This is a genomic window from Mucilaginibacter sp. (genome assembly GCF_036383575.1).
Lineage (GTDB): Bacteria > Bacteroidota > Bacteroidia > Sphingobacteriales > Sphingobacteriaceae > Mucilaginibacter.
This window is the reverse complement of record NZ_DASVOB010000105.1, coordinates 1-13,921: the sequence shown is the minus strand read 5'-3', so window position 1 is coordinate 13,921 and position 13,921 is coordinate 1. Positions and strand designations below refer to the sequence as shown.

Annotated in this window: 9 protein-coding genes; 8 read left to right on the top strand and 1 reads right to left on the bottom strand. The window is 40.9% G+C overall.

Going from position 1 to position 13,921, the window contains the following annotated elements; genetic code table 11:
• From VF500_RS03950 to VF500_RS03930, 5 genes are all read left to right on the top strand, one after another.
• Window positions 1–1,928, top strand: a 1,928-nt coding sequence (locus tag VF500_RS03950; RefSeq protein WP_330858421.1) for a SusC/RagA family TonB-linked outer membrane protein, incomplete at its 5' end; no start/stop codon positions are given.
• Window positions 1,929–2,000: 72 nt separating this feature from the next.
• Window positions 2,001–3,503 (top strand): RagB/SusD family nutrient uptake outer membrane protein, encoded by a 1,503-nt coding sequence (locus VF500_RS03945; protein ID WP_330858420.1) that lies wholly within the window; start codon window positions 2,001–2,003, stop codon window positions 3,501–3,503.
• Window positions 3,504–3,532: 29 nt separating this feature from the next.
• Window positions 3,533–4,189: a hypothetical protein gene (locus VF500_RS03940; protein WP_330858419.1), complete on the top strand. Its 657-nt coding sequence runs from the start codon at window positions 3,533–3,535 to the stop codon at window positions 4,187–4,189.
• A gap of 33 nt (window positions 4,190–4,222) precedes the next feature.
• Window positions 4,223–5,203 (top strand): hypothetical protein, encoded by a 981-nt coding sequence (locus tag VF500_RS03935; protein ID WP_330858418.1) that lies wholly within the window; start codon window positions 4,223–4,225, stop codon window positions 5,201–5,203.
• Between the two features lie 332 nt (window positions 5,204–5,535).
• Window positions 5,536–6,492, top strand: a complete 957-nt coding sequence (locus VF500_RS03930; protein WP_330858417.1) for an AraC family transcriptional regulator — start codon at window positions 5,536–5,538, stop codon at window positions 6,490–6,492.
• Window positions 6,493–6,742: 250 nt separating this feature from the next.
• Here the strand turns inward: VF500_RS03930 and VF500_RS03925 are convergent, their stop codons facing one another.
• Window positions 6,743–7,450 (bottom strand): MBL fold metallo-hydrolase, encoded by a 708-nt coding sequence (locus VF500_RS03925; RefSeq protein ID WP_330858416.1) that lies wholly within the window; start codon window positions 7,448–7,450, stop codon window positions 6,743–6,745.
• A 1,054-nt stretch (window positions 7,451–8,504) separates the two neighbouring features.
• On the opposite strand from VF500_RS03925, the gene VF500_RS03920 reads away from it, so the two are divergent.
• From VF500_RS03920 to VF500_RS03910, 3 genes are all read left to right on the top strand, one after another.
• Complete coding sequence (locus VF500_RS03920) at window positions 8,505–8,933, top strand: hypothetical protein (RefSeq protein WP_330858415.1); 429 nt, start codon at window positions 8,505–8,507, stop codon at window positions 8,931–8,933.
• A gap of 1,120 nt (window positions 8,934–10,053) precedes the next feature.
• The gene (locus VF500_RS03915; RefSeq protein ID WP_330858414.1) at window positions 10,054–13,293 is read left to right on the top strand and encodes a SusC/RagA family TonB-linked outer membrane protein; all 3,240 of its coding nucleotides are present in this window, start codon (window positions 10,054–10,056) and stop codon (window positions 13,291–13,293) included.
• 29 nt (window positions 13,294–13,322) lie between these two features.
• The coding region (locus tag VF500_RS03910) for a SusD/RagB family nutrient-binding outer membrane lipoprotein (RefSeq protein ID WP_330858413.1) at window positions 13,323–13,921 on the top strand (599 nt) is incomplete at its 3' end.

The following is a 13,921-nucleotide window of genomic DNA, read 5'->3' as shown; positions in this document are numbered from 1 at the left end:
GTCCGGAGCAGGTTGCGGTTTACAGCGGTAAAAACCATTACTATGATGATAACCGTACATTCACCATCGTTGGTTCGGTTCACCTGACGGATACTTTAGCGAAAAACCTTACTTTCAACAGCACCTACGGATCAACAAATTATACCGATAAATACGATTACTTTTCCCCGCAGATCCTTAATGGTACACTGAATACTGCTTATAGTACCATCAGCAGCAGCCCGTCGTGGTCGTTCGAAAACTTATTACAATACAACAAGGAGTTTGGAAAACACCGGTTCATTTTTGCAGTTGGTGCTTCACTGTACAGTTATGAAAATAATTATAACTACTCATCTGCCGCAGGCATAAATATTTCAGGGATCTACACAGTGCAAACCGTACCGGCAGGCACTAACCTGAATACAAGTTCAAGTTATTCGCGCAAAACTACCGAATCCTATTATGGCAGGCTTAATTATGATTATGCGGGCAAATACCTGTTTACAGCAAGTTTCCGGCGTGATGCTACATCCATTTATAGTCCGCAGTATCGTTGGGGTACCTTCCCTGCTATGGCAGCCGGCTGGATAGCATCTGATGAGTCGTGTTTTACCCCGATAAAAAAAGTGGTTAAATTTTTAAAATTCAGGGCAAGTTATGGTATCGACGGTAAAGACCCCGGCCAGTGGTATTCAAAATATCAAACACTGAGTACTGATGCCAGCAGTAATGTGGGTACTAACGGAACTATCACGCCCCAGGGTTATTTAGGCGGCTATCCAAGTACTTATAATGGCACCACCATCGTTTCGCCTTTTCCGTATTATAATAATATTTCCAGTTTCGGCGTGAAATCAAGTAGCAGCGTACGCTGGGAAAAAGATCACCAGGTTGATTTTGGCGCTGATATGGAACTGTTTAACAGCCGGGTTAATATTACGGTTGACTGGTACCAGAAGGATGCAAAAGATGTGTTTTTTTATAACGTGCCCGCACAGGCCACAAGTGGTTATCAATACTACTCAGGTAATTATGTAGATATCCGTAACCATGGCCTTGAGTTTGCCGCAAACATCAATGTTATGGGCCCGAAATCTCCATTTAAATGGAATTTTAATTTCAACGTCTCTATCAACCAAAATCTTGTTACCAAACTGCCAAATAATAACAGGGACTTTCTTTTTGGCGACTCATGGTTTTACAAAACGCTTACCCTTGGCGAGCCTTTATTTAGCTACAGGGTGTTTCATACCAACGGTGTTTACGCAACCAACGCCGATGTACCTACAGACCCCACTACCGGCAAAAAGGAAACCTATTATGGCGTAACATTACAGGCCGGAGACCCCAAATATGTTGACGTAAACGGCGACTACAATATTACCAATGATGATAAATACATTGCCGGTAACCCAAATCCTAAATATACAGGTGGCTTTGGCAGTTCATTCAATTACAAGCGTATTACTTTAAGCTTTTTTGCCTCATTTGTTGCGGGTAGAAAAATATTGAATGGTGCTTTATCAGACGCGCTTAACGGAACCCGTAACCTTGGCGGCTGGGGTACAGTAGCCGGTGTGGCAACCTATACCAATACGCTTAATCAGTTTTGGCGGGTTCCGGGCGATCAGACTACCTACGCCCGCCTGGTTTATCCCAACGGTTCACAAACAGACCCGTGGAATATCGGTACCGATTATTTTATCAGGGATGGCAGCTTTATCAAATTAAAAAACGTGACGCTTGGTTATGACCTGCCCGATAGGTGGCTTAAATCGTTAGGGCTTAAACGGGTCAATGTGTATGTAATGGGCGATAACCTGGCCATTTGGAAGAAGGCAAAAGATATTGCCGACCCTGAATTAGTTGATGCTACAACGGGTTCGTCAAACGTGATCTATCCAACAGCAGCAAAATATACACTGGGTTTAAACATTGATCTGTAAGCCGGATATAACCTGGGCTTGCCCTGTAATCCTCCTTAGATCAAAACATTTAAAAATTAAACTAACGTGAAAATGAAAGCTAAAAATCAAATATTATATATAACAGTGATCGTGCTGTTGTTTACATCTTGTAAAAAATTCCTTGATCAAACCCCGGTAAGCACGCCGACAGATCAAACCACCTGGAAAACAGAGGGCGATGCCAATGCGGGTGTAGCCGCAAGTTATTCGTTGCTGAGGTCGGCCTTTAATGCTTCGATAGCCTACTATAGCTACGGAGACCTTACTTCGGGAGAGTTTTTAACGGCCGAAGATGCGTCGTTCAGTAATGTGCTCAATATGCGCTGGGGAACTGCTGTGCAGAGTTCTTTTACTTATGACCCACTTTTAAAACTGAGGATTTACACGCCTTTTTATACGGCAGTAGCTCAAAGCAACAGGAGCCTTGCTTACATCAGCGCTATGCCTGTAACTGCATTTACCGGTGATAACACAGCATCTCAAACAGCATCAAAAAACAAGTACCTGGGCGAGGCTTATTTTACCAGGGCTTTTGCATATTTCATTATGTGCCGTGTTTGGGGTGATGTGCCGCTGGTGCTGGAAAATACAGATGAAACGGTTTCTAAACAGTATGGAAGAACAGCGCAGGCAACTGTATTGAAACAAGCCATTGCCGATGCAACCAAAGCCACGCAATACTTAAACTTAAGAGATAATTCATCAGTAGATAGGGGAGTACGTGCTGATAAAGGGGCAGCGTATGCCTTGCTGGCCCACATTTATGCATGGATAGGTGATTATGATAATTGCAATACAGCCTGCGATGCTGTGATCAATTCAGGATCATACAGTTTAATGAGTGCGGCAAACTTTATGGATATCTATAAAGGACAATCGCAGGAGAGTATTTTCGAAATAGCGCAGAATAATATATCTGAAAGTAGCGACGCAAACGCATATTATACGCTTGCCGGTTCAACACTTACGGCTCCGTATATTAAGCGTACCGTACCCGCCTGGGTTATAGATGACAGTAAGGTTAACGCGCTTTACACCGATACTAATGACGTTCGTTTGAAAAAAGGGTTTCTGCGTTTATCAAGTGGTACAACCTCTTTTTATGAATGTATCAAATACGTTAATGTTCAAAATGTAAATGGTAATGCTAATTACCAGGTTTCATTAAATAACATCGTCATTTTCAGGCTTGCCGATATCGAGCTGTTAAAAGCCGAGGCACTTTGCGCTAAGTCATCTCCTGATTATGGTACAGCCTTATCATTGGTAAACAAGGTACGCGGCGCCCGGAATGCGGCGTCTATTACAGGTGTAGCAGGTGCCGATGTTTTACAAACAGTAACTGACGAACGCGGACGGGAATTGTTTTTAGAAGGGCACCGCTTTTATGACCTGGTGCGCCTTGAAAGGATAAACCACTTACAGCAATTCGATAATATTTCGCCTGGCGAATTTGCCGCAGGGAAGTATTACTGGCCGCTTGACCCAACATTGTTTATTAACAACTCCCAGCTTACGCAAACTGCGTTTTGGGTAGGCAAGGTGATGAATTGATAATATGCTTAACTAAATAACCAGAAAACATGAAACACAGTATAAAAAACAATATCCTGATCATACTTGGCCTTTTCATGGCCTGTAGTATGGTTGCCTGCAAAAAAAACGGGTATCTAACAGATGGGGGCGTAAGCAAAGCTTATACCTCGTACTCTACCTATGATTATCTTAAAAATAACCAGTATCATCAATTTGATACAGTTATCATGCTGATTGATCATTATAAGCTGAAAGACGCGGTTAATAATGCCAAAACCTTTTTTGCATTTACAGATATGTCGGTGAACGGACTTATGAAAACATTGAAAGTTACCAGCATCGATCAGCTTACGGATTCGGTGAGCTCTAAACTCTTCAGCCAGTACATGTTCAGTAAAACCATAACACTTGATGATGCTACCCTAAACTCTGTACTGTATACCAATGAGGTTGGTACAGCTGCGCCATCAGCCATTAAAAAGATAAGCACGGGTGTACCGGTTTACCTTGCCAACAGTGCCCCTACGTTTAATTATTTCACCCTCGAATATGTAAAGGTAAATGGCGTGGTTGATGGTTCGCCGGGGGCGCCTGCCGATGATCCTGTTGACCTGGTTCTGCAATGTCAAACCACAGGGGTACAAACAAGTACCGGGACAACGCTGCATGTGCTGGTCAATAACGCGGCGCTTAACAAATTATAGTATTGATGTATTTTATATTAAAATCATAACAACATGCTCAAAAATAAAAAATCGATGCTGGCGTCACTGTTATTGACAGCTACCCTGCTCATTATATACGGCTGCCAAAAAGTACCTAAGGGTTTTATAAGCGATAATATTTTTTACAACATTAATCCGTTCACTGTTTCGCAGGGGATAACTACAGTTTCTACAGGCTTGGTTATTGATGGTTCAACAACGCCCCTGAACGTTAAATTATTAGCGGTAAGAGATATGGCTACTGGTAAGGATGCCTCTGGCATTTTACTGAAACTGGATACCATCAGGGTATTTAAAGGTACAGTTGATTATAATGACTCAACCGAAGCGTTGTTGAACCTTAAGCTAAAGGACAGTACACTCGCTCCGTTTAGTGTTAACGGTATAGGCGGCCGGCTCCAGTTTACACAAGCTACCAAATTTGTACCGTTAGGGAATTATAATTTTGATATCCAGGTCTCCAACATCCGCGGAACAAAAATCATCAATAACGCGTGTAAAATAATTGTTCAGGGAGCCTCGCCCGATACGCTTACTTATTTGGCCTATAATCAATCTGACAGTAAGTTTACAACCTTTGTTACCAAAGCGGCGTCGTTGCTGGATGTTAAAATAACCCATAACGCCGCAGGGCCTAATAAGATCATTTACGTATGGAAAGATAAAAACGGTAACTCCTTTAACCCGTCAAAGGGCGAAGTGACCGGACGGCCATCGCGTCCTACCTGGGCAGACTGGGACCCTTATTATCCGCAATTGAAAACGGATACTTCTTTAGAGTATGGCTATCCGGCCGGCGTGCCGCAAATGCCTGTTTTTAGCGCAGCGAAAAATTATCCTGGATTTGGTACCGCAATCACTTATTACAGCATAGCCGGAACGCATAATGATGCGGGGGCTAATGCAAACACTACATTTACCATAAATTACAACCTTACAAAAGGAACTTTTGTTGTTGTTGTTAAAGTAAAGGATATTGTAAGAATTCCATAATGCTCGTTTAATACATTTACAAAAAGCCGATCGTTTATTAACGGTCGGCTTTTTGTTGTTATAAGGTATTTTGAATTGTTGTGTCTGTTTAAACAGTGATCTGGTATTTTATGGTTTTCTTATTAGTGTTTAAACAACAATAATAAATACTGTTATTGCTTTAAATGTGATTTATTTAGCTTTTTATTTGATTTTTATTGTTTAAAATACACTTAATTTAAGGAGCCTTTGCAATAAATTAACAACTATTGGTTGGATATTACCTGATAAGGGCATTGAATTAGCTTTTCAATTTTAGCAGTTGTAAATTCATGATAAATCAAGGCCAAGTCATGAAAGTTTTACAGTTTACCATCCCGGTTCCTCACGATAGAAGTGTTATTGTTGAAAGGGTTAGTTTGCCTCATCATTACCCATATTTGCACAGGCATAAGGAAATACAACTAACCTGGATCAGAAGCGGGGACGGTACCCTGATTGTTGGGAACAATGTACATGACTATTGTGCCGGGGATGTATTTTTAATGGGGGCTAATTTGCCGCATGTTTTTAAAAGCAGCCCCGAATACTTTGATCGGAGCTCTGAGAAAAAGATCGAAGCGCTAACCTTTTTCTTTAATCCAGAAGAAACACTGTTCCCCCTTTTTTCCATGCCCGAGATGAGGCCCGCTTTAGCTTTTTTTCAGCAATATAAAAATGGTTTTAAAGTACCACATGCCATTGTTGATAAAGTTATTAAAACTATGATCGCGCTTGACAGCGCATCCGGGCCCGATCAGATGATCCAGTTTTTTAACCTCATTGATCATTTTATAACGGCCAAATGTAAATTCAGTGCCTTAGCTACCCAAAGCAAGCTGCCATCTATCAAGGAAAATGAAGGCATCAGGATAGGTAAAATTTATAATTACATTATGCAGCATTATAACGCGCCTATTGCATTGGAGGATGTGGCCGATATAGCTTATATGACACCGGGTTCGTTTTGCCGTTATTTTAAAAAACATACCGGCCATACTTTCATTTCGTTTTTAAATGAGGTGAGGATCAATGAAGCTTGTAAAAAACTCATTGCACATAGATTTGAAAGTATCAATCATGTGGCTTACAAATGTGGTTTTGCAAGCATTACCAACTTTAACCGGGTGTTTAAATGTTTAGTAGGGCTAACGCCCAAAAACTATATCGACCGTTACAATAACAATGTGTTTAGTATGAACAGGGATGGAAGGTATGAAAGTTTACATAACAATCTGCCGGAATTTCCTGGTTTTAGCCACGCACGGTAGTTTTGTGTTGTTTTGTAAAGTATGGTAAACTAATGAGCAACGAAGTGTTTTTAATGGTTTTTAAGATATAAAGAAAAGCTTTTCTAAATGGTAATATTTTCAAAAGGTATTTTAAGAGCCGGGCTTAGTTATTTAAAATAGAAGATTGTAAATGTGGGTCATAAGCACATGTTCTGATGTTTATGGAGAGCGGGGTAAACGATCATGCTTTGCCCCGGGCAGTAATTATTTTTTTCATAGCAATTTATGGTTACGCGAATGAATAGGGATATTCATCAAATGTACCTCTAATCGCGCTTGCAGCTCCTTTCAGAATAGCCCGGCCGTGACCGAAGGTGATCTTTGTAAAATCATACTGAAGTGTTTTTCGGATACTGTTAAGGCCATCATCCATATTTTCATAGCAAACACTTAGTCCAAGATATAAGGAGTTGGACAGGAGATCGCCGGCGATCAGGGTTTCTCCGCCTTCTGTTAAAAGGCAAATATGTCCGATTGTATGACCTGGGGTATGGATAACGCGGGTGCCGCCAAGCACAGGTAGTATATCATTATCTTTTAATGTTTCGTCGATAGCGACAGGCTTAATATCTATTCCGGAGTGTCTGATCATGCATTGATAGATCAGCCAGTTTTTTACGCCCGGAGTTACCTGCATCTCGTTGCGAAAGCCTATACCATATTTCGCGATCCGGGCATCGTGGTAGTGCGCCAACACCGGCACTCTTAATATTCTTTTGAGCTCTTCGGCACTGCCGGCATGGTCTGGATGAGCATGGGTTAAAATAATTTGTTTGATATCGTAAGGGTTTTTCCCGGCACGCCTGATGGCGTTAAGAATTTTTGCCGCACTACCTCTCGGTCCGGTGTCAATAAGGGTAAGTCCCTCATCCTCTATGATAAAAACATTAACAAAACCCAGGCTTATCTGGTAAATAGAGCTACTGATGCGTTTCATACGATTGTTCATATTAATTAAATGGGTGTTAATGATCCATAACACGAAGTGTATTATGGATCCTGGGGTAACATTTAAGTAATGATCATCGCATGCTGCCGGTTCTCTCTTTTTTTATTTGTGCTTTTATTTCGGTTACAAACATGAGAAAGTTTTGTTGTTAACGAATGTTAAAATCGACAAAGACGGAGGTTTTATATACGTTGAACCAGAATTACCCGACAATGGGTGCCGGAACCGGCATGTATATGCAGTATTTGGCAGACTAACATTTTGTATGGTGAGGGCAAATCATAATTCGCATGGCAACTGTGGAATAAACAAACCTTAGGATGTCGAACTGCGTCGGGGATTTATTTAAATAGATGCGGAGGACTATTCAATAAATACAAAGGCGATTTCGTACCACTAAGAAGCTGTTTAAATTTAACTGTTTTAAAATGTAGAGACGCATCACATGCGTCTCCTGCATGCAAATTTCTGGACTTAATGACTTGCAGAGCGGCTTGTCCTGTGGGAGACGCATGTGATGCGTCTCTACATAAAAACTTCTCAAACAAAATTAAACAGCTTTTAAGTGTTACTGTTGTTGGCAAGTTATGAGGGATAAGAAATATGTTGAAACACCCACGAAAGGAGGTGTTAACGAGGCAAAAATACAGTTCAGCATTTTCTAATGAATGAAGAACGTTATCTATGGCGTTTCACGGATTCACTTCGTTTATCGATACTGAATCGTTGTTTATCGATACTTTTTTTACACATAGAATCGGTTAGCTATATTTAGCCAAGGCTTTAATATAGCTGTAAACGTACATGTTGGCACATGGTTTCTATCCAGGAAAGCGTTTAGCAGTTTGCCTTTTTTGATAACGGATAGGAGAGGAAAGAGGATCATGCGAAATAGCCATCCGTTGCCTGATAAAATATAGACAAATTGGGAGTTATTCCTGATGATTAAACAGCAGCTTATTAAGTTGTGGGTTTAATGCCTTTACCAAAATCATTTCGAAATTTCAACATGCCTTTGCAGGCAAAATTTTTTTTGAAAAAAATGAAATATTTAGACAATACACTTGCATCTGTAAAAAATTTCAATCAGGTTAAAAAAGACTATCTCCATTTGGCGGAGGCCGTCAACGCTTTTAAATCGGAATCAGTTCAGTTGGTCATCGCAGAGCGTCTTGTTTCAATTATTCATGGTGCTACCGATGAAATTAAAATTGAGGAAAAGGTGCTTCCAAATCCATTTTTAGGGCGGAAACCAGGAGCTAACAGGGCCATTCAGCAATTGCTTGAAACAGACTATTTTAATACGCCAAAAACAATCCGTGAGATTGTAGATCATTGCTCAGCGTTATTCGATAAAGATTATAAAACATCTGATTTCTCGGGTGTATTATCATACCATGTAAACCAGGGCAACTTGTCACGTACAGTAGGACAATACAATAACCGCTTTGTTTATTTCAAGGAAAAATAAACCCGGACCCCTGAATAAAAGCTTTCCTTGAAGCTCTGTTCCTTTTTTTGATTTATCCGAGGGCTAATCACGAACATTAAAAAAACACAGTGGGTTCTGATTTTCATTGGAAGCCACTGCAAACTTTGAATGAACAACTAAAGATCCTTTGTTGCGCATCACTAACTAAACTGCAATTTTGGGCAGGATCAACAGGAAATTTTTGATATCCTATCTCTACGGGTACAACAGTTCGAATGTTCGAAGATTTAATAATTTCTCCCTTTGGGGTTAAGTTTGCCTGCAAAATTTCCCTGTCTGAATTTCAACACGAGGCACCTACGAAGCCGAAAAAAACTCCTGTAATACTATAAACACGTGGCCCTGATGGGGCCGGCTATATTTTATAACATAATCAGTATGGTTGGTCTGCCATGCAGCCTCAGAGAGGTTACGTGTTTATAGACAAATGTTTAAAGAATAATGGACTCCAGCGGAGTCTCGTAATCGCAAACTTGCTTTGCAACCGCTGCTTAGTGCAAATTTAGATCTTGTGGATAAACTTAAACCCTTTAGAGGGAATCGCAAAATCCCGCACTTTTTTATTTCTTCCGAATACCTGTGGTGTTACAGGTAAACTACACATTTCTACGAGGCGCTTTTATTCCCTTTTGCCTGTATTTATCCATTCGTAAAGACAACGAACACATCGCTTTTATCGTGGCGTCCTCCTCCTCCAAATTTAGAAAAACGCGCGTTTTTTCGACAAATCCTTCATTTGATGAGAAGAGCACTTAAGCTTTAATCTGCCGTTTTAAGTATACTTTTATTTTAACTAAGTGTATTATTTACACATATACAGTAGTTCCACCCATTTTATATCCGGTAAAGTGAAAAGAAAAGCAGCATTTTTATTTGAACTCCCAACAAATAAAGGCTAATAATTTATCACTCCTGCTGATTTACTGCGAATAACGTATTGAAAATTATTGAAAAATATTTTTCACCTCTCTGCGATCGAATTGAAATGTATATTGATAATATTTTAAATAAATAATCAATAAATTTAAATATTTATAATTTTTATTACGTTTTATTGAAATAATTGTAATTTAGAAAAACTCTTAATTGATCTTATACGATGACAAAACTACTACTCACAGCCTTGTGTTTTATAGTGTTATTGGGTAACACTCTATTTGCACAAAACAAGACAATTACCGGCACGGTAATTTCAAAAGATGACGGATTGCCATTACCCGGCGTATCCGTGCGGGCATCGGGAACTACAATCGGTACCCAAACCGGAGCTAACGGCCAGTTTAGCCTCAGCGTTCCCGCTTCGGCAAAAAGCCTGGTATTCACTTTTACAGGGTTCACCCCGCAAACAATTGAAATTGGTACCGGCCCAATAAAGGTTGCATTAACCATTAATACCAACAGCCTGTCTGAAGTTTTAATAACTGGCGCGTACGGAACCCGGCAAACTTCCAGATCTGCTTCTTATGCTGCGCAGGTTGTGAAATCTGAAGCTTTGAACACCATCCGCGAACCAAACATTAATGATGCTTTGGCCGGGAAGGTCGCCGGTATCCAGGTAAGGAGCCAGTCGGCCGCAGCTTTGGGGCGCAATACCAACATCAGGTTACGTGGTGCTACAGGATTCGGGAGCGGTAACAATCCCTTATATGTAGTTGATGGTACCATTTTACCCAATGCGGACGATTTAAGTAACGACGACATTGAAAACCTAACAGTTTTGCAAGGCCCGGCGGCATCTGCTCAGTTTGGCTCGCAGGGTGCTTACGGAGCCATTGTTATTACAACCAAAAAAGGAAAGAAAACCAGTGGTCTTGGTGTTGAAGTAAATATAGGGGCCAACTTTGATAAGGCCTACATCTTACCTAACTATCAAAATACATATGGTGGAGGAGCCTCTTCTGATTTTATCCAGTACCACTATAAAGATGGTGATCCTGAAGGATGGAAAGCTTTAGATGGCAAATATTACCCTGATTATACCGATGACAGCAGCTGGGGGCCTAAAATGGTTGGGCAGGAGTACATCCCCTGGTATGCCTGGGCTGCGGGAACTAAATATTCTTTCAAAACCGCTAAATGGACAGCACAGCCTAACAACGCTAAGGATTATTTCCAAACCGGAATTGCTTTAAATAACAGTGTTGCATTTACAAAGGCAGGCGATGGTTACAACATCAGGATGTCTTACAATAATCAAAATACAAGGGGCATATTGCCAAGTACAAATCTTAACAAGAATGTATTCAGCTTAAACGCTAACTATGATCTTAACAAGCATCTCACAGTAGGTGCAAGTGTTAACTATGTTGGTCAGCAGCTTAACGGCCAGATCAATGATGCTTACGCGAGCCAAACAAGCGGATCATTTAGCTCCTGGTTTCACCGCGACCTTGATATGGGTATCATGAAAGAGCTGCAGGATTTAAAATCTCCTGATGGAACCTATGTAAGTTGGAACCACCAAAACCCTACATCTTACGATGCCTCTGATCCATCCGCATTTTATGGTGGTAATTACTGGTATAATTTTTACACCTACGCCAATCAGATCAACAATGTAAGCCAGCGAGATCGTTTATATGGAAACATCTCACTTACCTATAAGATCAATAATGATCTGAGCGCTAAAATCACTTATCGTAAAAACGCTACCAATACCTGGTATGAAAGTAAAACAAGTTCCGAATTGCAATACAGTGCCACGCAAACCGGTGTTAAAGCAGGTTACGCCACCGGAACTGCTTATCAAAACAGGGAGAATTATGAAACGCTGATTACTTATAGTAAGAAGGTATCTGATTTTCAGATCAACGCAAATGCAGGTAGCGACTTTTTTAACTATGTCTATAAAGACAATACTGCAAATACCAACAACGGTTTAAGTATTGATGACCTTTACACCATAGGCAACTCAGTAGATGCGGCAACTGTAGGAAACACCCGTATCCAGGAACAGTATCGTGCTTTATTTGCAAAGGGGTCTTTGGGTTACAAAAGCTGGTTGTTTGCCGATGTTACTATCCGTAACGACTGGTTTTCAACCTTATCGGTAACTAACGGGGCCAATTCGGTATTGTCGAAATCATTTGGCGGCTCTTTTGTTTTTAGCGAATTATTACCGCAAACCAAAAGCTGGTTAAGCTTTGGTAAAGTAAGGGTATCATATGGCGAAATTCCTTTAGCGCTTGGTACAAGTACCGAGACATTTGGTGCGTACAGGAATAATACCACTTATTCTATAAGTTCAAACAAATGGAATGGCGACCTGCTGCAGGCCGGAAATGGCGTTTACATTGATCCTGACCTTCACGGAACAACCACCAAACAAACAGAGTTTGGTTTAGACTTGGGTTTCTTTAACGATAGGCTAACTTTTGCCGGTACTTACTACCAGGGTGATGATAAAGATATTCCCGTATCATTATCTGTAAACGGGGCCAGCGGTGTTTCAACCATATTAACCAATATCGGTTTGATCAAAAAACGCGGTGTGGAGTTTTCATTAGGCGGTTCGCCGGTTAAATTACCAAACTTCAGCTGGACTGTTAATACAAACCTGGCCCGGATACTTGAAAATAAAGTTGTTGAGATCAGCGATAAATATGGCGTCGACCGTGTAGCTGTCGCTGGTGTTTGGGGTACTACTATGCCTTACCTTATTCAGCAAAAAGGTAAAGAATGGGGCCAGATCTATGGTAACGGTATTAAACGAAATGCCGATGGTGTTCCAATCCTGACTTCAACCGGGGCGTATATCAATGACCCAAATGTATACTTCGGTAGCGTATTACCTAAGTTTACCGGTGGCTTGCAAAACTCATTTGTGCTATTCAAAGATTTTGTAGCAAGCTTTAATATCGACTACCAGATTGGCGGTAAGTTTGTTTCGTTATCAAACATGTGGGGCGCATACAGCGGTTTAACTGCTAATACTGCCGCCTTGAATGATAAAGGAATGTCGGTACGTGATCCTGTTGCCGATGGCGGTGGCGTTAAAGTTACGGGTGTTGACGCCAATAACAACCCGGTTACTTATTATGTTGATGCCAAAACCTATTACCAGGGGCTGTATAACAACAAAACCTTCGATTCATTTATCTATGATTTAACGTTTGTTAAACTACGTGAGGTGGCCATAGGTTATAACATCCCTGTTAAAAAACTTGGATTTGGTAAAACCCTTCAAGCTGCAAGATTTGAATTGACAGGACGCAACCTGTTCCTGCTGTATGCAAAAACCAAAGACTTTGACCCGTCTGAAATTACCGCATCACAGGGTGAAACTGCCCAGTGGCCCGGAACCAGGGGTTTTGGATTCAATCTTAAAGTAACATTCTAAGTATTACCCAACAATCGGATTTTAATAAAATGAAAAAGATATATATATACACAGCTGCTATGGCCGTTGTTTTTTATACAACGGGCTGCAATAAGCTGAAGGATTTTGGCGACGTGAACAGTAATCCCGGCGCCACAACTACGCCAATTACATCGGCTTTGTTAGCTAACGTACAATCCAACCTCGGCGGCTACGCCTCTACAAATACCGAACCTATATCCGGAGCGCAGTACGGGCAGTATTTTTCTGAAACCCAATACTCCGGCACTTCATTGTATAATTTACCGCAAAACTCATTTACAGGGAATTACAGCGGCAATTTAAATAACCTGCAAACCATTATTAACCTTAATGTAAGCAAGAACAGTACTGCTGTAGCAAAGATCCTGCAGCAATATATTTATTGGATAATTACCGATTCATGGGGCGATGTACCGTATAGCCAGGCTTTAAAGGGGAGTGCTGTTATTCAGCCGGCATATGATACCCAGGAATCCATTTATAAAGGCATCATCTCAACCCTAACCTCGGCTATAAGCGAGTTTGACTCGTCATCAAGCCTGGCCGGCGATATCATCTACAGCGGCGATGTTGCATCCTGGAAAAGAATGGCCAATTCACTTAAGTT